Below are 23016 nucleotides of genomic sequence, written 5' to 3' on the forward strand. Positions count from 1 at the left end.
ACTGTTGCTTTTTCTTCACGAGCACATGTAAATCCTTATTTATCTCCTTTTTGGTATTGCAATTTGTAAATGTCATGACGACGATCTTTTAATTGTCTTACCGTACCGGATTGACGCTCCCGTCGTAAGATTTCCAGATCGACATCTCCGATAAGCACCATCTCAAGGTTAGGGCTCGTTTCCCCTACGATACCATCACGGGCAAACTCGAAGTCTGAAGGGGCAAAAATTCCAGACTGTGCATATTGGATATCCATGTTTTCCGTTTGTGGCAAGTTCCCGACAGTTCCGGAGATGACTGTGTAGACCTGATTCTCCACAGCACGTGCCTGGGCACAATAGCGAACCCTCAGATAACCTTGTCGGTCTTCCGTACAGAAAGGTGTGAAAATGATTTTGGCACCCATATCTGTCGCTATACGAGCAAGTTCCGGGAATTCGATGTCATAACAGATTTGAATGGCGATCTTTCCGCAATCCGTATCAAAGACCCGTACGCGGTCTCCCGCATTAATCCCCCACCATTTTCTTTCATTTGGTGTAATATGGATTTTATATTGTTTCTCAATGGTTCCGTCGCGACGGAACAAGTAGGCAATATTATAAATATTGTCATCTTCCTCTTTAACGAAATGAGAACCACCGATGATATTGACGTTATATCTTACTGCAAGCTTCGTGAACAATTCAATGTACTGTTCCGTGAATTCCGAAAGCTTCCTGACTGCCAGACTTGGAGACCGTTCATTTAAGAACGACATCAACTGGGTTGTGAACAGCTCTGGGAATACAGCGAAATCAGCATTGGCGTCGGACGCTACATCCGTGAAATACTCCACTTGGTTCGCGAAATCTTCAAATGATTCGATACGACGGAGCATGTATTGCACGACGCATATCCGAACAGGTTCGGACGTCTTGTAATAACGCTTCGATTTTGGCTGGTAATCCCAATTATTCCATTCCATGAGTGTCGCGTATTTATTGGAAGCCAGATCATCAGGCAAATAGTTGGGATTGATCCTCATAAGGGTGAACCCATTTAAAAGCTGGAACGATAAGACTGGATCATATATTTTATGCAGTTGCACTTCCTTGACATATTCTCTCGGTAGCAATTCATCCGCATACTTATGGTAGTTTGGAATTCTGCCGCCGATAATGATACTTTTCAGGTTCATTTGTGCAGCTAGTTCTTTTCTTGAATCATATAGTCGTTGTCCTATTTTCATCCTGCGGAATTTTGGATGAACCATGACTTCAATTCCATATAGATTATAACCGTCTGGATTGTGATTCGTGATGTAGCCATTATCCGTTACATCATCCCAAGTATGGCGATCATCATATTCGTCAAAATTGATAATGAGGCTTGAACAAGAACCAATCACTCTGCCATCGTACTCAGCTACGAATTGGCCCTCCGGAAAGATTTCCAAATGGCTCTCGAGCTGATCTCGTTTCCATGGATCCATCCCTGGAAAACAAGACGCTTGCATAGCAATGATTTCGTCTATGTCCCCTAGCTTCATATTTCGTATTTCCATGATTTTCTCAAATTTATGCAGGTCTAAATTAGGCATTTTTCTCAGGCTCCTTTATTCTCTTCATCGAAGATTATACCCCTAATTTTAAAAATATAACACTTGAAACTCCTAATTCCCTTGTTATGTACCTGGAAAAAACCCCGTCTGAAGCATATTTTAAGAACATATATTTTACAGACGCCATCGATACAGACTATACTTTTATTAAAGAAAAAGAAGGTGGAGTAGGGAAGCGATGAACAAGACAAAAGACAGTAAAGAAAACTGGCTATTTATTGCATGGGCTGCTTCCATCATTGCCATGTTTGGAAGCTTATATTTTTCTGAAATTAAGCAATACGAACCTTGTACCCTTTGCTGGTATCAACGGATCATCATGTATCCTTTTACAGTCATTTTAGGTATAGCCATCATTCGTAAGGACCATTGGATCAGCTTTTATACCATGATATTGTCCGGTATCGGTGCACTCATTTCAACCTATCACTATTTGATTCAAAAGGTTTCATTCTTTTCCGACCATTCCCTTGCGTGCGGAAGGGTCCCATGTACAGGTCAATATATTAACTGGTTTGGATTTATTACGATCCCTGCCTTAGCTCTCGTTGCATTCATCATTATATTCCTATGCAGCTACATCGTATGGACAAGATCCAAGGAGGCTTCAGCTTAATGAAAAAGATTGCGATATTCTTAGTCTTAATCGTCGCCCTATTTATCGTATTGGGCGTTGTGACAAATATGAAAAAAGAAGAAAAGGCAAAGGGCAATCCTTACGGAAAAGATAGTCTTAAATCCGCCACCGTCGATCAATTGGATGATCCCAATTATCAAAATCTGATTCTCCCTGCCGAGTTAGAGAATGACCTGCAGGAAAAAGAAGCAGTGACGGTTTACTATTATAGCCCTACATGCGTGCATTGCCAAAAAACCACCCCAGTCGTCGCACCCCTGGCCGAAGAGATGGGCATTGACCTTGTTCAATACAATTTATTGGAATTCGAGCAAGGATGGAGCGATTATGGGATAAAGAGCACGCCGACCATTGTCCATTATGTTGATGGAAAAGAAAAAGCCCGGTTAGTTGGCTACCATGAAAAGTCAGACTTTAAAGAATGGTTCGAGGAAAACGACATCAATTAATAAAAAGAACCGGCTATAACGGGAACAGTCCGTTATAGCCGGTTCTTTTTATTTGCCTTATACTAAGTATGAATTCGCCACTTGAACATTGTACATGGGCAAACCTTCCATTCCCACATGTTCGCTCATTCGGTTAAAATGATTAGAATCAAAGGGGAAGAATATCCCGCATTCATTCAAAAGTGTAATGTTACGCTTGAACAATTCATCTGATTTACGTTCAGTTGCCTTTGAATCCACCTTCTCCTCCTTGTCCATAATGGTTAGGAGGACTTGAAGGCATGTCATCACCTGATACGCTTCCCTAAGTGTACCATTGTAGGTGAAACGGTCTTTATTAGGCTGTAAAACGCCTATTTCTTTAAAATGAAGGATTTCATCTTTTGTGAAGTAACTCGGAAATACAGATTCGTAGAAACGTTCAACAAGATCAGCAATTTCTTGCTCTTGTTCTTCCGTTGATGGAGAGACAACCTTCACAACAAAACCACCTTTTTCAAATACTTTGGTCCTATCTTTGTTTGCTTAATCTTAGAGGATCATCCTTTTTTTTATAGAATAACATAAAAACTGTAAAAATAATGTGGTAATTTAACCCACCGACTCATTTTCAATAGGTCTAATGATTCTTTTTTCACAGTTCATTGTAATTATTATATATTTTTTTCTTAAAAATACAATCTAATCCAACGAAAGTAGGAATAAATTTGAAACATTTCACAGTAAAAAACGATGAATTATTCATCACTGTACATAAACAATTGGATGGTTTTACATTAGAAGGTCTTTTTAGAGACCACTGGAAGGCTCCAAAGAAACTTGTTCATGAATGGAGAATGAGTAAGGAAGTAAAAGTGAATGATGTCATCACTCCTTGGACAAGTAAAATTTCTGAAGGGGATACGATCCGGATTCCGTTGCTTCACGTTGATGATGATCGAGTACCCGCTACAGATTTGGGAATCACCATCTTATATGAAGATGATTTGTTATTGATCGCAAACAAACCGGCAGGAATGGATACCCACCCCTCTCATTCCGGTGATAGGAATTCGCTGATCAACGGGGTGGCCCACCACCTTCAGGTAACCGGCCAAACCTGCATGATAAAACATATTCATAGACTCGATAAAGATACCACCGGCGCCGTCCTTTTTGCTAAAGAGCGACTGACCGGCTCCATGCTCGATAGAATGCTTGAAGAACGGAACATCAAGAGAACCTATTATGCTTTAGTGGAAGGGATCCTTCAAAAAAACGCAGGAAAAATCGAAGAAAAGATTGGGCGGGACCGGCATCATGCGACGAGACGAAGAGTATCTCCATCCGGACAGACAGCCATCACTCATTATCAAGTCCTTGAACGGTACCCTAAAGAAAATCGGACACTTGTCAGCTGCACATTAGAAAGTGGCAGGACCCACCAAATCCGGGTGCACTTCAGCCACTTGAATCATCCATTGGCCGGGGATACTCTGTATGGCGGAAAGAGGTCCTTTCCACGTCAGGCCCTTCATGCCAGGAAAATGGAATTCATCCATCCTATCTCCGAAGAAAAAATCGCCATCGAAGCGCCTTTCCTGGATAAGCCCAGTATCTTTGATACGTTATAAACCATAAAAAAGCTGGCTCATCGTCTTTGAGCCAGCTTTTTTTGATTATGATCCTTTTTTTAATGTAGCGGCCGCCCAATTCCCAAAAGATTGGATTAGCTGAACGAGGCAGATCAATAGGAGGACCGTCAGGAACATGACAGGAAGATCCCATTGTTGGTACCCATACCGTAGTGCCAGATCACCGAGTCCCCCCGCTCCCACAGCCCCGGCCATTGCCGTTGCTCCGATTAACCCTATCGTTGCAATCGTCAAACAAAGGACGATCCCCGGTCTAGCTTCACGTAACATAATTCGAAAGATAATTTGTGTCCGTGTCGCTCCCATTGCCAAGTAGGCTTCAATGATGCCGCGGTCCACTTCAAGCAAAGCCGTTTCTATCAATCGTGCGATATACGGGGCAGTAAATACGATCAGCGGGACAATCGCGCCCTTAACGCCTATCGCCGTGCCTGCCACCCATTCAGTGAAAGGGATGATGGCCACGATTAAGATGATGAACGGCACGGACCGGATGATGTTAACAAGTATATTCAATATAAGAAAGACCATTTTATTAGGTGCAAGATGATCTTTTCTCGTTATCACCAATAACACCCCAAGCGGAATGCCAATGATGGTGGCAACGAAAAGAGCGACCCCAACCATCATTACTGTTTCGTACAGCGACTGAGTAAATAACGGCGACATCTCTACCAATCTCTCCATCATGACATCATCACCTCGGGATCCTGTTTTATTTCCACATGATGAACCGCCTGTTTGAGAAAATCGATGGCCTGTAAAATCGATTCTTCCTTACCTGAAATATGTAGCACCATCATCCCAAGTGGCATTCCTTTCACTGAAATCATCGAACCGCTTAGCACATTGGTGACCACGGAAAACCGTACGGCAAGAGAATGTAGCACAGGATTAAGTGCATCGTCTCCCCTGAATGAGATCCTGACCACTTTATAAGACGAACTTCCATGCTGCATTTTATTCAACAAGTCTTTGGGAACCGTATCATCGAATACGGTTCGGATAAAGTTTTTCGTCGTCGGGGCTTGAGGTGTACTGAAAATATCATGAACTGACCCCTGTTCGATGATTTCCCCCTGCTCCATGACAGCCACCCGATCACAGATTTTTTTAATGACATCCATCTCATGGGTGATCAGCATGATCGTCAATCCCATCTTTTCATTAATATCAAGCAAAAGCTCAAGAATGGATTCCGTCGTTTGTGGATCCAACGCGGAGGTGGCCTCATCACATAAAAGAAGTTCGGGGTCCATCGCCAAGGCGCGAGCGATCCCTACCCTTTGCTTTTGTCCTCCTGACAGCTGGGCAGGATATTCCCCCGCTTTATCCTGCAAGCCCACTAACGAAAGCAAACCGTCCACCTTTTGCTTGATTTCTCGTTTGGACATCTTATTCATTCTTAAGATTTCTGCGACATTATCAAACACATTATAGGAATCCAGCAAATTAAAATGCTGAAAGATCATCCCGATTTTCTTTCGGGATGACCGCAATTCCCGTTCACTCAATTGCAGTAAATCGACTCCATTCACAATGACTTTTCCGCTAGTCGGCTTTTCCAGCAGATTGACCGTCCGAAGCAACGTGCTCTTTCCGGCTCCGCTAAAACCAATCACACCGAAAATCTCTCCCCTGTTCACGGAAAGGGATACACCCTTTAAGGCATGAATGCTTTTTTTCCCCTCTACATATGTTTTGTGTATATCAGTCAACTGGATCATTCTTGCCCCCCTACTTATCCATCATTTCCAGGTTTGGACCAGCAAAGAGCCTTCTTTACTGTGCCTTTCTCTCCTTTCATTCAAAAGGATGATCGACCGTTTTGAACACACCATCGTACTTTTCTTTAATGAATGCTTTCACTTCTTTGGAACTATATAATTCAGTTAATTTTTTATAGTCTTCATTATCTTTATTTTCTTCTGCGGTTGCCAAGTAAATCGGGAACTTGTCCCCTTGTTCTATATATAATGGATCTTCCTTCGGGTCGTATCCATTCTGGATTGCAAAATTACTAGGGATAATCGCTACGTCCAGGCTATTCATCGCTGGAGCAAGCATGCCGCCTTCTAACTCCTTGAATTTCAATTTTTTTGGATTTTCTGCGATGTCCTGGATGGTTGCGTAGTTTTCAAGACCCGGCTTCAATTTAATTAAACCCGCTTCTTCATATAACAAAAGACCACGCCACAGATTAAGAGGATCATTCATGATTCCTAGAGTGGCCCCTTCAGGAATTTCCTCGATCGTTTTGTATTTTTTCGAATAAAAAGCCATATTCGTGGTGAAAACCTTCCCCACCGTTGCGATATTGGCTTTGTGATTCTCGTTATATTGTTCTAAATATGGTTTGGTTTGGAATACATTAACATCCAAGTCCCCATTTTCAAGAGCGCGGTTAGGCGTGACGAAATCATTGAATGGGACAATCTCCATTTTGATTCCCTCTTCCTTGGCCACCTCTTTCACCTTTTTGGCCACTTCTTCAAAAGGTCCCGCGGAAACGCCCACTTTAATCGTCTGTTCTTGAACTTTCTCTTCACTACCGCAGCCTGCCACTAATAATAAGCCCGTGACTGCAAGAAGCATCCCCATCATTTTTTTTGATATCATCATTCTCATTCTCCCTCCCCATTTTTCAGTATACAATTATTATTATTTTAAAAACATCATAATTTTACATTCATCCTATATATTGATTGTTTATCCTTTTTATTAAGTAAATGACAATAATTTTTATATATTTAAATAGCAAATAATGCTTTCTTCTATATTAATTAACGGAAAGAAGGCAACCGCTATTAAAAGCGATTGCCTTGAAATTCCCCAAAAAAAATAAGCTGACCGTTTAGGCCAGCTACATTTTCTTTATTTATGAAGCTTTTCTTGTTCCTCTTAAGATTAAGCTTAAGATGAAGACAAATACGATAGCACCGATTAATGCTGGAATGATAGCGAAATCTGCTACTGAAGGTCCCCAAGTTCCAAGAATTAATGAACCTAACCATGCACCAACAAAACCTGCAATGATGTTACCAACGATACCGAATGGTACGTCACGTCCGATAATCATACCTGCTAACCAACCGATAATACCACCGATAATTAATGACCATAAGAATCCCATAATATATTTCCTCCTTGAGTAAATGAATTTTATTCAACAGACTTGAAGAAATTCTCATCACTTTCATTATTCGTGTCCGATCAACACCATAACCTTTACACTCAAAAGGTATAATGCCTGGTACGCATATCTTAATAATGCGAATGTTTTTGGTTATTTAAAAAGGTAATTGTCATTTTAAAATGAAGTTGATTGGACACCGCTTAACGTCTGTGTGTGTTTTCTTCTTGTTTGCTGTTGTACTAAGTATTTTCCCCTTATTCTAAATCTAAAACCTTATTTTATTTTAATTTTTTTGGAACCGAAAAAGAGATTATCGATGTAGAGAAAGGGGTATATACTATTTTTCATTTCGTCTTCCACTGTTAGTATAGACAGTTTCCATCTATAATATGTTAAAAAAAAGAGTGTCCAGAATTTCTCTGGGCACTCTTTTTAGGGTTCGTGAAATTGGTTAAAAAATCAGTTCATCCGGGTTGCTACCGAATCGTTCATTTTTATTCAAGGCGTCGATTTGGTTCATCTCATTAAGGCTCAATGAAAAGTCAAACACTTGAGCATTTTCTACGATACGCGAAGGTGTAATCGACTTTGGAATAACTACGATATCATGTTGTAGGTGCCATCTGATCAATACTTGTGCAGCGCTTTTCCCATGCTTTTTCGCAATATGGTTGATTGTAGGTTCATCGATTAAATGCCCCCGTCCAAGCGGACTCCACGCCTCTACCTTGATATCATGTTTTTTGCAGTAATCACGAATTTCGGTTTGAGTTAACAATGGATGTAATTCAATTTGATTGACGACAGGCTTAACCTCACTGTTTGCCAATAAGTTTTCCAGATGGTGAACATGGAAATTACTTACGCCGATCGCTTTCACTTTTCCATCATGATAAAGTTTCTCAAGTGCCTTCCATGTTTCCAGGTATTTATCCTGACCTGGCCAATGAATCAAATATAAGTCCAAATACTCCAAACCTAGACGTTCCATGCTATCCTCGAAAGCTTGAAGGGTCGTTTCATATCCTTGTTCCGTATTCCATACTTTCGATGTAATGAATAGTTCTTCACGTGGGATGCCACTTTCCCGAATCGCCTGCCCCACACCTTCTTCATTTTCGTAGATGGCGGCCGTATCGATTGCACGGTAACCTACCTCAATGGCCTTCTTGACTGATTCAACCGTTTCCTCACCGTTTTTCACCTTAAAGACACCGAAGCCCAGCTGCGGCATTTGCACTCCATTATGTAAAGTTATCTTCTCACCAACACTTGAAATCACGTGACATTCCCCCTTAGTTTTATTTTCCAATTATAGCATCAGATACCTTGCATTTCTAACCATTCACCTCGGAATTTTCAGCTTTTAATCCACCAAATCCTTTGGTAAACTATCCATTATTATTTAAAAAAAGAATGAATAGGCAATTTTTCATCGAATGAATAAAATATTTTGTAAAAAAATGACGAAACATCTATCCTTATAGATAAGAAATTCGTTACAATTGAATAGTTGGGCAAAAAAATGTTAAAAGTAGGTGCCACCTTTTCAAAAGAATAATCAATCGATATAACTCCCATTCTAAATAGTAGGAGTTTCAAGACTAATCTCTCGTCCACTTTGTATCCGCAAACTAGGTTTTATATTTACATACTTGAACATTAAGGGAGTCTTACATGCATGAGTAGTCTATTCATTTTAACAGCTGCAATTATCTTCTTTGCTTTAGTTTTTGACTTTATCAATGGGTTCCATGATACGGCCAATGCAATCGCTACCGCTGTTTCAACTAAGGCACTACAACCTCGGCACGCCATCATCATGGCTGCGATCATGAACTTATTGGGAGCATTGACCTTTACAGGGGTAGCCCAAACCATAACGAAGGACATTGTCGATCCATTTACCTTAAATAATGGTTCTTATGTCATTCTTGCCGCCCTACTATCTGCAATTATTTGGAATTTGGTCACCTGGTACGTTGGCATTCCAAGCAGTTCTTCCCATGCCATCATCGGATCCATTGCTGGAGCTGCCATAATATCAGGTGGTTTCGATTCCATCAAGTGGAGTGGGTTTTCTAAGATCGTCCAAGCCTTGATCTTATCTCCTATCATTGCATTTGCAGTCGGTTTTATCGTGTATAGCATCTTCAAGATCATCTTTAAAAATAATAACTTAGGCAAGACCAATAAACGTTTCCGGAGGATTCAAATTCTTACTGCTGCGATTCAATCCTATACACACGGAACAAATGATGCGCAAAAGTCGATGGGGATCATCACATTGGCTTTAATGGCTAATGGATTTGCTCATAGCTCCGACATCCCATTCTGGGTACAACTTTCCTGTGCGATTGCCATGGCCTTAGGTACTTCAATAGGCGGATGGAAAATCATCAAGACGGTCGGTGGGAAAATCATGAAGATCCGTCCGATAAACGGAGTGGCCGCTGATATGTCGGGTGCCGCCATCATCTTAGGGGCTACCTTCATTCATATGCCTGTAAGTACAACCCATGTCATCTCCTCTTCAATACTTGGTGTAGGCTCAGCTCACCGAATCAAAGGGGTAAAATGGACAACCGCCAAAAGCATGCTGGTGACATGGTTCATCACGTTACCAATTTCCGCAGGATTGGCTGCAACCATATACTATATTATTTCATTATTTTTATAATCCAACACTTGAACCTTTCCAATCCGGAAAGGTTTTTTTCTTCTCTTTTCTCTCTTCATCATTGTAGATATTCCCAAATTTCACTTTTCCTTTATCTTTTTGTAAAGTTTTATTAAGATTTTGTAAATTTTCGTCGAAAAACCTTCCCTATTGCTAGATGAATTCGTTACAATCAAGTTGTTAATACTAAAGCGTACACATCTATACGTAAAATTACGCTTGACTAATTGGGAGGCATTAACCATGGCTTTTAAATCTAAAAAAGACAAATTTGCAGTGATGTTATTAAATATTGCTCAAAACATCAAAGAAAGTGCGGACTATTTCGCAGATTATAAGCTTAAAAATATCAGCGACTTAAAAGTTTTTTCAGATACGATGAAAGATTATGAGCACAAGGGCGATGAAATGGTTCACACCATCATTAAAGAATTAAACAACGCCTTCATTACTCCTATAGAGCGTGAAGATATTCTTGAATTAACCATGAGAATGGATGATGTCATAGACGGTTTGGAGCATTGTTCCGCTCTATTCGAAATGTATTCTATCGTTAATGCCGATGAGTACATGCTTAAATTCGTCGATGCCATTAAAGAATGCACCTATGAAATCGAAACAGCTGTCGATACGCTATCTACTAAAAAATTACCAATGATCCGTGAAAACGCGATTAAGATTAAAGAACTTGAATCTGTTTGTGATGGCATCCAACGCCAATCCATCAAAAACCTGTTTACGGTTGAGAAAGATCCAATCAGAATCATCCAATATAAAGAGATTTACGAGAGCCTTGAAGAAATTGCCGACAACTGTCAAGCCGTTGCCAATACACTTGAAACAATCATAATGAAAAACGCCTAAGGAGTACCCCCAAAAATGGATACTTTATTGATTTTAACGATTATCATTGTTTTCCTAGCACTTGCATTCGACTTCATCAATGGTTTCCATGATACAGCGAATGCCATTGCTACATCTGTTTCAACAAAAGCGTTAAAACCAAGGCATGCTATCATCTTAGCAGCTATCATGAATTTTGTTGGAGCCATGACTTTCACAGGCGTGGCGAAGACGATCACGAAGGATATTGTGGATCCGTTCACCCTCCCGAATGGTTCTTATGTAATCATGGCTGCTCTACTTTCGGCCATCATATGGAATCTTCTTACTTGGTATTACGGAATACCAAGTAGTTCCTCCCATGCATTGATAGGTTCGATTGCAGGTGCCGCAATTGCAGCAGCCGGATTCTCCTCCATTAAGTGGGAAGGGTTCTTGAAAATTCTCGAAGCGTTGATTTTCTCTCCTATCATCGCTTTCGTGATAGGGTATATCGTTTACAGCATCTTTAAAGTTGTTTTCAAAAACAACAACCTGACGAAAACGAATCAAAGGTTCCGTACGATCCAGATTGCTACAGCAGCCCTTCAATCGTATACACATGGAACGAATGATGCTCAAAAGGCGATGGGGATCATTACACTGGCCCTGATCGCCAATGGATATGCATCAAGCACGGATATCGCTTTATGGGTTCAATTCAGTTGTGCCTTGGCAATGGGTCTTGGAACCTCGATCGGTGGATGGAAAATCATCAAGACCGTCGGTGGAAAGATCATGAAGATTCGCCCTATCAATGGGGTTGCCGCTGATTTAACGGGTGCCTTCATCATCTTCGGTGCCACTTTGATTCATATGCCAGTAAGTACGACTCATGTTATTTCATCTTCCATCCTAGGAGTCGGTGCATCCCACCGGGTTAAGGGTGTTAAATGGGGAACGGCAAAAAGAATGCTAATCACTTGGTTCATTACCTTGCCTATTTCTGCTACATTAGCAGGGTTGATTTACATGGTTATTAATTTCTTTTTCTAACGTTTCCAAAAACCTGCTGATTCAGCAGGTTTTTTCATTTTCTGGAATTCTTCTATCCTATCACTATGTTAAATAAGGATAATCGTTTAAAATTTGTATAAGAAGGAATTTTTTAAGCGAGGTGCCTTAGCAGTATGAAGGAATTTACGAAAAATAGAGATATTTTTAAAGACCTTTATGGGGATATGATGGAGTTTGCTGATAGAATCAGTTCCGTTTTAGGTTGTCCGATTACAATAGAAGACGGAAACCATCGTCTCCTTGCCTATAGTACCCATGATGATACAACAGACCAAGCCCGGATCATGACCATCATTGGCAGACGGGTACCCGAAAAAGTCATCAATAGCTTATGGAAAGACGGCATCATTCCTTCCTTGTTAAAAGATGGGATGCCGATAAAAATAGATGCCAGGCATGACGTCGGGCTTGGCAATCGGGCAGCGGTTTCCATCCGGAAAAACAATGAAGTCCTGGGCTTCATCTGGGCATTGGAAGTAAACGAACCTTTCTCCGAAGAGGATATGGAATTTCTCCACTTCTCTGCCAAGGAAGCCAAAAATCAACTACAACAACTGCAATTGAAAAAGAAAAGGAAAGAAGCGGGACACCAGGAGTTTCTTTGGCGCATGTTGACGGGACACTATCAGGAAGAATCGGAAATACTCGAGCATTTCACTAAGTTTTCCATCCATGTCCCAGTCGTCTTTTCCATATTGGTATTTGAATTCCCAAACGAAATCAACCGTGAAGTCGAACGTTTCATTTCCTATATGCTAACGACCACCCAAAAGATTCATAGTTTCCTTTTTGCCATAGACCAGAATAGGCTCATCCTTTTTACTGGATTCAATCAGGAGAATGAATCTGCCTTCTCCACTTATGAATTCATCCCTTACTTCATATTGGAAATGCAACGACGGTTTGGTGTGGAACATATCCTTGGAACATCCGGGAACATGTATAAAAACCTGACCGACGTGAAATCAAGTTATGAGGAAGCGCTATATACCCTGAAAATGAAGTCGATTTTTCCAAACGATATGAATCACATCCTGCATTATGAAGAGCTCGGCATGTTTCAAATGCTTGATGTCTTTGCAAACAACAAACAGCGAACGGTCCATCCTTCTGTTTTAAAGCTCAAAGCATACGATATGAAAAATCAGACCGAATTATTGCACACACTGACCGTCTATCTCGAAAAAGACGGCAATCCCAATGAAGCTTCAAGGACTCTCCATATCCATGTGAATACGTTGAACTACCGATTAAAACGGATAAGTGAAATCGGGAATATCCGCCTAAAGGACCCGATTCAAAAGATGTCCCTCTTTCTAGACATCAAGATCGAACAATATAAAGAATTTCTAAAAAAAGCACGATGAATCTTACATTACGGGTAAAGATAGGAAGACGGAAAGGAGAATGACAACCATGAATCTGGAACCAAGAGAAGAACTTGAGAAAGAATTGCAAATCATAAATAAGTGGGAAAAGGAACAGAAAGGTCTATGGTTTTGGGACCGGATCGGTCGCCTCCCCTTTAAGATACTCGACAAAGTGACCCCGTCCTTCATTCAAAAAAGGTTGGGTGCCCTGCTCGATGAAATAGGTAGCTACATACAAACAGGCGGCAAATACCTAACGAAGGAATCTGCCATCATCAGGAAGGTGGAGGTTCATAGCCCAAATTTGAACATCACTACCATTGAAGATATATCCAGGGATGTGCCACTCCAAGTGATGGACAAAGTTGGTCAAGATATTAAAAAATCGGGTAGTCATTTAGCGACGGTCCAAGGGGCCAGTACAGGAATAGGCGGAGTTTTCACTTTAGCCATCGATATCCCCCTCCTCCTTGGCATGTCCATTAAAACCCTGCAAGACATGGCCGTAGCCTATGGTTACAATCCACGGGACAAGCAGGAACGGGTTTTCATCGTCAAATGCCTACAGTTCACTACATCTGATGTCGTCGGGAAAAAGACGCTCTTAAAGGAAATGGAGAACATGGTCCTTCCTGGGTCCGAATCTAAAAGAGAAATTGCTTCCGAGCTTCAAGGCTGGCGGGAAGTGGTCTATACATATCGCGATCAATTCGGTTGGAAGAAACTTTTGCAGATGGTTCCCGTCGCAGGCATCATCTTTGGTGCATTCACCAATCGTTCCATGATCTCCGATATGGCCGATACAGGCATGATGCTTTATAAGAAAAGAAGAATTATAGAACGAATGAAGGAAATCGGTTCCACTGATTAGTTCCATGTCAGATTTTCTTACGTACACCTTGGTCATCCAGGCTCGTATCCAATAGTTACCCATACCTTTTGACTCTGCCTTTGTGGAATTTCACAAAGGCCTCTTTTCCACTTTTCTGATTTCCACATACTAACCTTTTCCAATCGCGTTTATACTTTAGGTAATACTTAAAAGAAACCATTGGAGGTATTTTAGATGAGAATAGGCATTCCGAAAGAAATCAAGAACAACGAAAACCGTGTAGCTATCACTCCCGCTGGTGTTATGGCATTAGCCAATGCCGGACATGAAGTTTTTATAGAAGTAAACGCAGGCTTAGGAAGCAGTTTCACCAATGAATCCTACCAGGAAGCCGGCGCCATCATGGTCGAAGATGCTGCAAGCGTTTGGGAAAGCACGGACATGATCATGAAGGTAAAAGAACCTATCCCATCTGAATATAAATATTTCCGTAAAGACTTGATTCTTTTCACATATCTTCACCTTGCCGCCGAACCGGAATTGGCAAAAGCATTAAAGGAAAATGGTGTATTGGCCATTGCCTATGAAACCGTTTCCGTAAATCGCACACTTCCATTATTAACGCCAATGAGCGAAGTCGCTGGACGCATGGCCTCACAAATCGGTGCTCAATTCCTTGAGAAAAACAACGGGGGTAAAGGTATCCTCCTAAGCGGTGTACCTGGTGTCAAACGCGGTAAAGTAGCGGTCATCGGGGGTGGTATGGTTGGAACGAATGCAGCCAAAATCGCCATCGGTCTGGGAGCGGATGTAACCATCCTTGACTTAAGTCCCGACCGTCTGCGCCAACTGGATGATATTTTTGGAAATCAGTTGACCACTCTCATTTCCAATCCATTCAATGTAGCGGAAGCCGTTAAAGATGCGGACCTAGTCATCGGGGCTGTCCTGATTCCAGGTGCAAAAGCTCCAAAACTTGTCACGGAAGAAATGGTCAAATCCATGTCGCCGGGGTCAGTCATTGTCGATGTAGCCATTGACCAAGGTGGTATCTTTGAAACGGTTGACCATATCACAACACATGACAACCCTACTTACGTAAAACACGGAGTTGTCCACTATGCAGTGGCGAACATGCCTGGTGCGGTCCCTCAAACATCGACCACAGCGTTGACGAACGTAACCGTTCCTTACGCATTGCAAATTGCCAATAAGGGGGCTGTTAAAGCCATTCTTGAAAATGAAGCCCTTGCAAAAGGGGTAAACGTGGCCAACGGCGAAATCACGTTTGAGGCTGTTGCGACGGACCTTGGATATAATTACGTCAATGTAGTAAGTGCCTTGGATCAAAATAATATTAATGCCTAAAATGATAAGCTCCAGTGACGTTCATGACGTCCTGGAGTCTTTTTTGTATTTGTATTTTTCTACACGCACAAGAACATGATCATTTTCGACCCACCGTTATGTGTGGTCAGTCTTCAAATACTTTGCCAGGATTCATGATGCCTTTCGGGTCCAAAGCCTGCTTGATCGTTTTCATCACTTCGTATGCAGTGCCATGCTCTCTCCGCTGATATTTTCTTTTCCCAAGTCCTACTCCATGTTCCCCCGTACACGTACCGCCTTTAGTTAGTGCGTATTCGACAATCTCCTCATTTATCCGCTTTGCTTCCACCACTTCCTCTGGGTTACTAAGGTCCACCATGAACAAGACATGATAATTCCCATCACCCACGTGACCGACGATCGCACCTTCCACTTTCGATTGTTCGATCTTTTCCCTCGAATCCAAAATGGCTTGAGACAATTCGTTCAAAGGCACGCTTACATCAGTCACCATCAATTTTTTGCCTGGTGCACTATGGATGAATGCATAAGCAAGATTATGGCGGGCTTCCCACAATTCGTTACGCGCTTTCGAATCCGTTTCAAACTGGATATCTTCACACCCTAAATCCCGGACAATTTCCTTTGCGAATGTCACATCCTGCTCAAGCCCCGCTGCATTCCCGTGAAACTCCAAGAATAATGTAGGTTTTACATCATAGGACTTATCCAAGAACTGATTTACCTTTTTCATAGATTCCGAGTCCACTAGCTCGATTCGTGCGATGGGAATTCCGGCAACCATGATGCCATTCACGGCTGCTACCGCAGCTTCGACGGTTGGAAATGAGGCCCTCCCCGCCATCGTCACTTCCGGGATCCCGTAGACCTTTAACGTTAATTCGGTAAATACCCCTAGCGTGCCTTCCGAACCGACAAATAACCCATTCAAGTGAATCCCGGATGAAGATTTTGCCGCTGAACTTCCGGTATGTATGATTTCCCCATTCGCAAGCACCACTTCCAAATCCCTAACCTGATCCCTCATGATCCCGTATTTAACAGAAGTCGTCCCACTTGCATTCGTTGCCGCCATCCCACCTAATGTTGCGTCGGCACCTGGGTCAACCGAGAAAAAGAGCCCGTATTTTTTCAGTTCTTTATTCAATTGTGTCCGTGTTACTCCCGGTTGGACCTTCACTAAAAAATCGCCTGCGCTGATTTCAAGCACCTTATTCATCAAGGATAAATCAAGTGAGATCCCTCCGTTTACAGGGACTACATGCCCTTCCAAACTCGACCCCAAACCAAAAGGAATGATTGGGATTCCTTGCTCATTGGCGTACCGTACGACAGCACTCGTTTCTAAGGCATTTCTCGGATAAACGACCACATCCGGTAACCTTGGCGCATGATACGATTCATCATGACTATGTTGTTCCAGTATCGTTTCATTCACGGATATTTGTCCTGCCGATAAAATGCTTCTTAATTGTTCAATATGTTCCTTCATGTCTTTTCCCCCTGTTTTTTAACGAAATATTCTGATTAAAGTTCCCGGGGAAGTTACCCATTTGTCAGGCAAATTCCCTTCTCTCAGTGATTGATTCCCTTTGTTTTATCCGTGCAGGCCTTCATCGCCTCCAAAACGCTTGCCCTGAACCGATTCTCTTCCAAAGTGGCAACGGCCGCAATCGTTGAACCACCCGGGGTACACACATCATCCTTCAACGCTCCTGGATGCTTCTCCGTTTCAAGTACCATTTTAGCCGCGCCTAAAACAGCTTGGGCAGCCATCCGATAAGCTTGCTTCCTCGGGATACCATCACGTACACCGCCATCCGCGAGGGCTTCGATGAACATGTACACATAGGCGGGTGAAGATCCACTGATTGCCGGCACCGCATCCATCAGGTGTTCTTGGATGAGCTCCGTTTTTCCAAAGCTGTTCAATAGTGTTGTGACTTCCCTTATGTCGGCAGTATCGATTTCATCATTCATGCTGATTACTGTCATGCCTTCCCCTACAAGTGATGGAGTGTTCGGCATCGTCCTTGCAACCTTCACCCGTTTTCCGATGCCCTCTTCGATTTGTGACGAGGTGATTCCAGCGGCCATCGTAACGATCACAACATCTTCTTTTATATAATCCTTCACTTCAGATAGCACCCGCTCGTGCATGGACGGTGGAATAGCAAGGAAAAGCATATCGGCAAATCCTGCCACTTCCTTATTGTCCAAACACCCTTGCACTCCATGTTTTGAAGTGACTTTAGTCAAGGTCCCTACACTTGCCGTACTGACCATGATCATTTCTGAAGATACGACGCCCGAACGAAGCATGCCTCCCAGCATCGCCTCTCCCATTTTACCGCATCCAATGAATCCAATTTTTTTATTCATATTTCCCACTTCCAATCATAACTTCATTTAGTATCTTATTATAACGGATTCAGAAATGAGAAACATGCCCAAGACTTCCTAGTGTGTGTAAAAGAAAAATATAACGGGATCCATTCCTTTAAGATTCCATCCCAATCAAGTGATTTTTTTAGCGAAAAATATGGATTGACTATATAGTCAGAAAAAGTTTATAATTTTGGCCACTTAGTCAATATCTTACAATGGAGATTGAACTTTACAAGAATGGAGACGCGAAATGGATATGGAGAAAAAGTCAATCAATACCACGCTTGTCTTGACCGGATTGATCATCGGGATGTTTTTCAGCTCATTGGAGCAAACGATTGTCGGTACAGCAATGCCGACGATCATCGGGGAATTGAATGGCTTCACCATCTTCGCTTGGGTGACGACCGCCTATTTAATTGCCTCCACCACCGTCGTTCCTATCGTCGGGAAATTATCGGATTTATATGGCAGGCGTTCCCTTTACCTGCTGGGAACGATCATCTTTACGATTGGCTCCTTTTTATGTGCCACCGCCACTTCAATGGAACAGCTCATCATTTACCGTGGCCTTCAAGGAATCGGGGGCGGGATGATCATGCCCTTATCCCAGACTATTATCGGAGACATTTTCACAGCTGAACAGAGAGCTAAATGGCAAGGTGTTTTCGGGGCCATTTTTGGATTAAGCGCCGTTATCGGTCCATTTTTGGGTGGACTGATTGTAGACCATATTAGCTGGCATTGGATTTTCCTCATCAATGTACCAACCGGTTTATTAACAGCAGGAATGATTTACGTCGGATTAAAGCATGAAACCATCTTGAAAAAAGAGAACGTTCACATCGATTATCTAGGGATTTTCACCTTAATCCCTGGCATCGTGTTGCTTTTGTTGGGCTTGACCTTCGGGGGTGATAAGTTCGAGTGGATGTCGATCGACTCTATTTCCATCTTTGGGAGTACTCTCGTTTTCCTTGCCCTTTTTGTGGTGTTTGAAAGAAGGGCCGTTGAACCGATCCTGGATTTATCCCTATTTAAAAATAGGGTATTTGCCACCACGAACATTTTAGGGTTTCTACTGGGCCTTGGCATGTTTGGGGCCATCATGTTCGTTCCGCTTTTCATGCAGGGCGTGCTTGGCGTGTCACCGACTAAAGCGGGTTCGACCATGACCCCGATGATGATCGGCATGATTCTCGCCAGTATCGTCGGGGGCCGGCTGCTGTTAACCTTCCGCTTTCGTACGGTGCTTACCTCCGGAATGTTTTTTGCAACGCTTGGATTCATCCTCATGAGTACGATGGATGGTGAAACCAATATCCTGACCGCCTTTATTTTCATGGCAGTCCTTGGAGTGGGAATGGGGCTAGTCATGCCGACGTTGATGATTGCCGTTCAGAATGAATTCCCAAAGTCGCAGCTTGGTTCGGTCACCGCAGCCTCTACCTTCTTTCGTTCCATTGGCGGAACGATGGGGATTACGATCTTGAATGCCGTCATGAACCATCATCTTCAACAAAATATGGATGATGCCGTGCTGAGCGAAAAGAACCCTGTACTGCATGAAACCTTGAAAGGGCTAGCCAATCAGACAGATAAGCTATTCAATATCATGCTTTATCCTGAAAACCTGAAACTGCCGGATGAAGCCCGCCAAGTCCTGATCAAGACGATTGAACATGCTTGGATCGATGCCTTTTCCAGTGTCTTCATTACCGGTGTCTTTTTTATTTTTGCCGGAATATTGGTCGCTCTTTCCGTGGGGCCGGGTAAAATCAAGCGGGATCAGGAAATGCAAAGCGATAGGAGCCTATAAGCTAATGGATCGGCTGCATGCGTAGTCGATTTTTTCATTTTGTATCCTGAGGTTTCTTTTTCTTCGATAAGGGAATTTTAACTGTAACCTACTTATTGGAGTGATACGATGCAAAAAGAACCTACCATCCCATCCATTTTGCCACCGGAATTTTACAACCAGCCGACGATTGAGCTGGCCCAATCCCTTTTGGGTTGCCTGCTTGTGAAAGAGACCCCGGAAGGAACGGCTGCTGGTTTTATCGTCGAAACCGAAGCCTATATGGGGGCCATAGACAGGGCAGCTCATAGCTTTGGCAATAGAAGGACGAAGCGGACGGAAGTCATGTTCGGTGAATCCGGCATGATTTATACATATTCCATGCATACCCATACCCTTGTGAATGTCGTGAGTGGCGGTCCCGAAATTCCGGAAGCCATCTTGATTCGAGCAGTGGAGCCCTATGTGGGAGTGGAATTAATGCATGAAAGGCGTGGTCTTTCTGATGTCCGCAAACTGACGAACGGACCCGGGAAGTTATCCAAGGCACTTGGCATCACGATGTCAGATTACGGACATATGTTTACAGAACCCCCACTTTATCTTGCTTCCGGCAAACGACCCGATCACATTTCAAGCGGACCCCGTATCGGCATCGGGAACTCGGGGGAAGCGAAAGACTATCCTTGGCGCTTTTGGGTGACCGGCAGTCCTTTTATTTCACGCTAGCATGTCAAAAGCGAATGCAGAGAAATTGCGGGTGAAAGCTAAGCTTTTAAAAACTTGAAATGTCCCGATTAGCACAAAAAACGGTACGGCACACATTTCTTTTCGCCTGCTGGCTTCCCCACGCTTTTTTTGCCTCTCTTACCCATTAAATAGCAGTCATTCTTTATTGAAAGAGACATTCTCAAGCAAAGCCAGTGTCTACCTGCTAAAAGTACATTGGCTAATCACTTCCTCTTCCCTCCTCCTTTACCATTTATATCCCCATCCACCAATACACCTCCCTTTTTTATTCCTGATGCGTTCAATTCACTGGTCTTCACCGTCTCAAGGAAATGTTTGTAAGGCAACCAGTCTTTTAGACTAGCAATTCTTAAAATCCATGAAACTTTAGAACTCACAATTTAACATTTTTTTGAACAAAACCTCTTAAATATGTTATATTATGTCGAGACGTGCTTTAAATGGAAAAAATATCGGCTGAAATAAATGGAGGTGCCTTTCGAACAATCATAATCTTTGTTGCCATTTTTATAATAACGATCAATCCATAACTGACTGTTATTATTAGTCATTTTCTTTGTGCGTCCTTATAACTAAGGAGGTCACCCATTATGTTTAAAAAAATCCTACTACTTACAATGGCCGTATTCTTCATAACGACCACTTCACTCAGCCCTTCGCTTAAGGTCAATGCTGCAGAATCCAATGACACGGGAATTATCCATACAATAAAAAGTGCCAATGTCTATAAAGGGCCTGGTAAGGCTTATGGGACAACGGGCGGAAAAGTGCGAAAAGGGGAATTGGTGACAATCATCAAAACCTCCGGCAACTGGACGTATTTCCAAAGTAACGATGATTATGGCTGGATTGCTTCAAGGTTTGTACAGTCTTCTCTTGGTGAAGCTGTACTGACAAACGGAAAAGCTTCCCATCTTCTTTATTCCGGACCTGGAACATCATTTGGGAAAGAAGGATCTTCAAAAGCAGGTACTACAACCATCCTATTTGAAAAGACCGGCTCTTGGCGACATATTTATGTAAATGGTCAGGAAGCATGGGTAGCTGAGAAATACATTCAGCCTACATACGGTGTAGGAAAGGTCAAAGCTAGTTATGTCAATTTGTATAATGGAGCCGGCAAGAAATACGGTACGTCTGGGAAATTGAGCAACGGTAGTGTTGTCGCATATGCAGAAGTGAAAAATAATTGGCGTCATGTGTTTGTAAATGGAAAGAGCCATTGGATTTGGAACGCTCATTTAACTAACACCGATTACGATACCCTTTCACACCAAACTGTCATCTCAAAAAATTATGCCAACCTATATAAAGGACCAGCCAAAAGTTCTGGTGCTAAAACAAAAGTGACCAACGGTACACCGCTTGTTTCGTTAGCAACGATGGGAAATTGGACATATATCCAAACCTCATCAAATGAAGGGTGGGTTTGGTCAGACTCTCTTGTAGACACGACAGCTACCGCAAAAATCACTGGTACGAGTTCGGCTAAAATCTACAAATCTCCTAATAAGATCGGCGGAACCACAGGCAAAACCCTTGCGAAAAATAAAACAGTTGCCATTAAAGAGCTGAAAAACGGATGGCGCTCTGTGAGAAGCAGCAATACAACGGGTTGGATTGAAGATAAGTACATGAAGGAAACGATGAAGATTTCCTCCAAATCTGAGGGTGTTTCTCAATCTATATATAATGTAAATGTATATTTATCTGCCACAAAGTCATTAGGAACGATTGGTCTTATCCCAAAAGGGTCTACCGTGAGCTATTTTCAGGAGAAAAATGGTTGGAGATACATCCAGGCTGGTAATCTTCAAGGCTGGGTTTGGGATAATTCTCTCTCCACCGTCTCCCCATTAAGCGAACTTAGCATCATTCTCGATCCCGGTCATGGTGGAACGGACCCCGGTGCAGTGGGTAATGGTCTGCAAGAAGCCGCTCTCACTCTGGAAATCAGCGAGAGAGCACAAGATTTATTTGATAAAACACCCATCCATACGATCATGACCAGAACCTCAAAGACAAGCAGTGTTACGGCGGGAAGTAAAATTTCCACCAGCCAATCCCTGCAAAAACGCATGGACTTTGCTTCAGCGAACAAGAAATCAGATGATGATGTATTTGTCAGCGTCCATATTAATGCCGGCGGTGGCACTGGCGGCGAAACGTACTATTATAGTTCGTATAGCAGGGCTGCCGTCAATCCATACAATGCTGATAGCAAACTTCTAGCACAAAAAATACAAGCAAGATTGATAGATTATATGGACTTTAAAAATAGAGGGACAAAAGAAGCTAACTTCTATGTTCTAAAATACAATTCCATGCCAGCAACGCTAGTGGAAGCAGGTTTTATCGATAATGCTAGCGATGCAGCCAAACTGAAACAAACTTATTACAAACAACAGGCTGCCAAAGCAATCTATCAAGGTACACTAGATTATTACAAAGCAAAAGGTTTCAACGTCGACGCTTATAATCTGTAAATG

21 protein-coding genes are annotated in these 23016 nt (G+C 42.4%); 12 read left to right on the top strand and 9 right to left on the bottom strand.

What is annotated here, in order from left to right; genetic code table 11:
• Nucleotides 1–35: 35 nt before the first annotated feature.
• Complete coding sequence (locus ACIQXU_RS15590; protein WP_402867535.1) at nt 36–1583, bottom strand: GNAT family N-acetyltransferase; 1548 nt, start codon at nt 1581–1583, stop codon at nt 36–38.
• Between the two features lie 199 nt (nt 1584–1782).
• On the opposite strand from ACIQXU_RS15590, the gene ACIQXU_RS15595 reads away from it, so the two are divergent.
• The gene (locus tag ACIQXU_RS15595) at nt 1783–2220 is read left to right on the top strand and encodes a disulfide oxidoreductase (RefSeq protein WP_402990662.1); all 438 of its coding nucleotides are present in this window, start codon (nt 1783–1785) and stop codon (nt 2218–2220) included.
• The gene (locus tag ACIQXU_RS15600) at nt 2220–2690 is read left to right on the top strand and encodes a thioredoxin family protein (RefSeq protein WP_402990665.1); all 471 of its coding nucleotides are present in this window, start codon (nt 2220–2222) and stop codon (nt 2688–2690) included. Before ACIQXU_RS15595 ends, ACIQXU_RS15600 begins: the two co-directional genes overlap by 1 nt.
• Nucleotides 2691–2747: 57 nt before the next feature.
• Here the strand turns inward: ACIQXU_RS15600 and ACIQXU_RS15605 are convergent, their stop codons facing one another.
• Entirely contained in the window at nt 2748–3170 is a 423-nt protein-coding gene (locus ACIQXU_RS15605) for a DUF5365 family protein (protein WP_402990670.1), read from the bottom strand.
• A gap of 227 nt (nt 3171–3397) precedes the next feature.
• On the opposite strand from ACIQXU_RS15605, the gene ACIQXU_RS15610 reads away from it, so the two are divergent.
• Entirely contained in the window at nt 3398–4303 is a 906-nt protein-coding gene (locus ACIQXU_RS15610; RefSeq protein ID WP_402990673.1) for an RluA family pseudouridine synthase, read from the top strand.
• A gap of 45 nt (nt 4304–4348) precedes the next feature.
• On the opposite strand, the gene ACIQXU_RS15615 is transcribed toward ACIQXU_RS15610, so the two are convergent.
• From ACIQXU_RS15615 to ACIQXU_RS15635, 5 genes are all read right to left on the bottom strand, one after another.
• Entirely contained in the window at nt 4349–5011 is a 663-nt protein-coding gene (locus ACIQXU_RS15615; RefSeq protein WP_402990780.1) for a methionine ABC transporter permease, read from the bottom strand.
• Complete coding sequence (locus ACIQXU_RS15620; protein ID WP_402990676.1) at nt 5011–6051, bottom strand: methionine ABC transporter ATP-binding protein; 1041 nt, start codon at nt 6049–6051, stop codon at nt 5011–5013. The genes ACIQXU_RS15615 and ACIQXU_RS15620 overlap by 1 nt, the downstream gene beginning before the upstream one ends.
• A gap of 76 nt (nt 6052–6127) precedes the next feature.
• Nucleotides 6128–6946, bottom strand: coding sequence for a MetQ/NlpA family ABC transporter substrate-binding protein (locus ACIQXU_RS15625; RefSeq protein ID WP_402990680.1), 819 nt, complete (start codon nt 6944–6946; stop codon nt 6128–6130).
• 256 nt (nt 6947–7202) lie between these two features.
• On the bottom strand, nt 7203–7457 hold the full coding sequence (locus ACIQXU_RS15630; RefSeq protein WP_402867528.1) for a GlsB/YeaQ/YmgE family stress response membrane protein: 255 nt from the start codon (nt 7455–7457) through the stop codon (nt 7203–7205).
• Nucleotides 7458–7911: 454 nt separating this feature from the next.
• On the bottom strand, nt 7912–8694 hold the full coding sequence (locus ACIQXU_RS15635) for an aldo/keto reductase (protein ID WP_402956022.1): 783 nt from the start codon (nt 8692–8694) through the stop codon (nt 7912–7914).
• A 447-nt stretch (nt 8695–9141) separates the two neighbouring features.
• Between ACIQXU_RS15635 and ACIQXU_RS15640 the strand changes: the two genes are divergently transcribed.
• The 6 genes from ACIQXU_RS15640 (at nt 9142) to ald (ending at nt 15609) form a co-directional block, all read left to right on the top strand.
• Nucleotides 9142–10140 carry an inorganic phosphate transporter gene (locus ACIQXU_RS15640; RefSeq protein WP_402867527.1) on the top strand — a complete coding sequence of 333 codons (999 nt, stop codon included), beginning with the start codon at nt 9142–9144 and terminating at the stop codon, nt 10138–10140.
• A gap of 243 nt (nt 10141–10383) precedes the next feature.
• A complete protein-coding gene (locus ACIQXU_RS15645; protein WP_402868506.1) occupies nt 10384–11004 on the top strand; it encodes a DUF47 domain-containing protein in 621 nt (206 codons plus the stop codon).
• Between the two features lie 15 nt (nt 11005–11019).
• On the top strand, nt 11020–12018 hold the full coding sequence (locus tag ACIQXU_RS15650) for an inorganic phosphate transporter (protein WP_402867526.1): 999 nt from the start codon (nt 11020–11022) through the stop codon (nt 12016–12018).
• A 134-nt stretch (nt 12019–12152) separates the two neighbouring features.
• Nucleotides 12153–13406, top strand: a complete 1254-nt coding sequence (locus ACIQXU_RS15655; RefSeq protein WP_402867525.1) for a PucR family transcriptional regulator — start codon at nt 12153–12155, stop codon at nt 13404–13406.
• Nucleotides 13407–13455: 49 nt separating this feature from the next.
• Nucleotides 13456–14280, top strand: coding sequence for an EcsC family protein (locus ACIQXU_RS15660; RefSeq protein WP_402867524.1), 825 nt, complete (start codon nt 13456–13458; stop codon nt 14278–14280).
• A 195-nt stretch (nt 14281–14475) separates the two neighbouring features.
• Nucleotides 14476–15609 carry an alanine dehydrogenase gene (gene ald, locus ACIQXU_RS15665; RefSeq protein ID WP_402867523.1) on the top strand — a complete coding sequence of 378 codons (1134 nt, stop codon included), beginning with the start codon at nt 14476–14478 and terminating at the stop codon, nt 15607–15609.
• Nucleotides 15610–15715: 106 nt separating this feature from the next.
• On the opposite strand, the gene ACIQXU_RS15670 is transcribed toward ald, so the two are convergent.
• Nucleotides 15716–17083, bottom strand: a complete 1368-nt coding sequence (locus ACIQXU_RS15670) for an FAD-binding oxidoreductase (protein WP_402990683.1) — start codon at nt 17081–17083, stop codon at nt 15716–15718.
• An 83-nt stretch (nt 17084–17166) separates the two neighbouring features.
• On the bottom strand, nt 17167–17973 hold the full coding sequence (gene proC, locus ACIQXU_RS15675) for a pyrroline-5-carboxylate reductase (protein WP_402990686.1): 807 nt from the start codon (nt 17971–17973) through the stop codon (nt 17167–17169).
• 256 nt (nt 17974–18229) lie between these two features.
• Between proC and ACIQXU_RS15680 the strand changes: the two genes are divergently transcribed.
• The 3 genes from ACIQXU_RS15680 to ACIQXU_RS15690 all read left to right on the top strand — a co-directional run bounded on the left by ACIQXU_RS15680 (nt 18230) and on the right by ACIQXU_RS15690 (nt 23013).
• A complete protein-coding gene (locus tag ACIQXU_RS15680; RefSeq protein WP_402990689.1) occupies nt 18230–19798 on the top strand; it encodes an MDR family MFS transporter in 1569 nt (522 codons plus the stop codon).
• 108 nt (nt 19799–19906) lie between these two features.
• Entirely contained in the window at nt 19907–20506 is a 600-nt protein-coding gene (locus ACIQXU_RS15685) for a DNA-3-methyladenine glycosylase (RefSeq protein ID WP_402990692.1), read from the top strand.
• Between the two features lie 611 nt (nt 20507–21117).
• Nucleotides 21118–23013 (top strand): N-acetylmuramoyl-L-alanine amidase family protein, encoded by a 1896-nt coding sequence (locus ACIQXU_RS15690; protein WP_402990695.1) that lies wholly within the window; start codon nt 21118–21120, stop codon nt 23011–23013.
• Nucleotides 23014–23016 lie beyond the last annotated feature (3 nt).

Source organism: Peribacillus sp. NPDC097284, assembly GCF_044761765.1.
Lineage (GTDB): Bacteria > Bacillota > Bacilli > Bacillales > DSM-1321 > Peribacillus.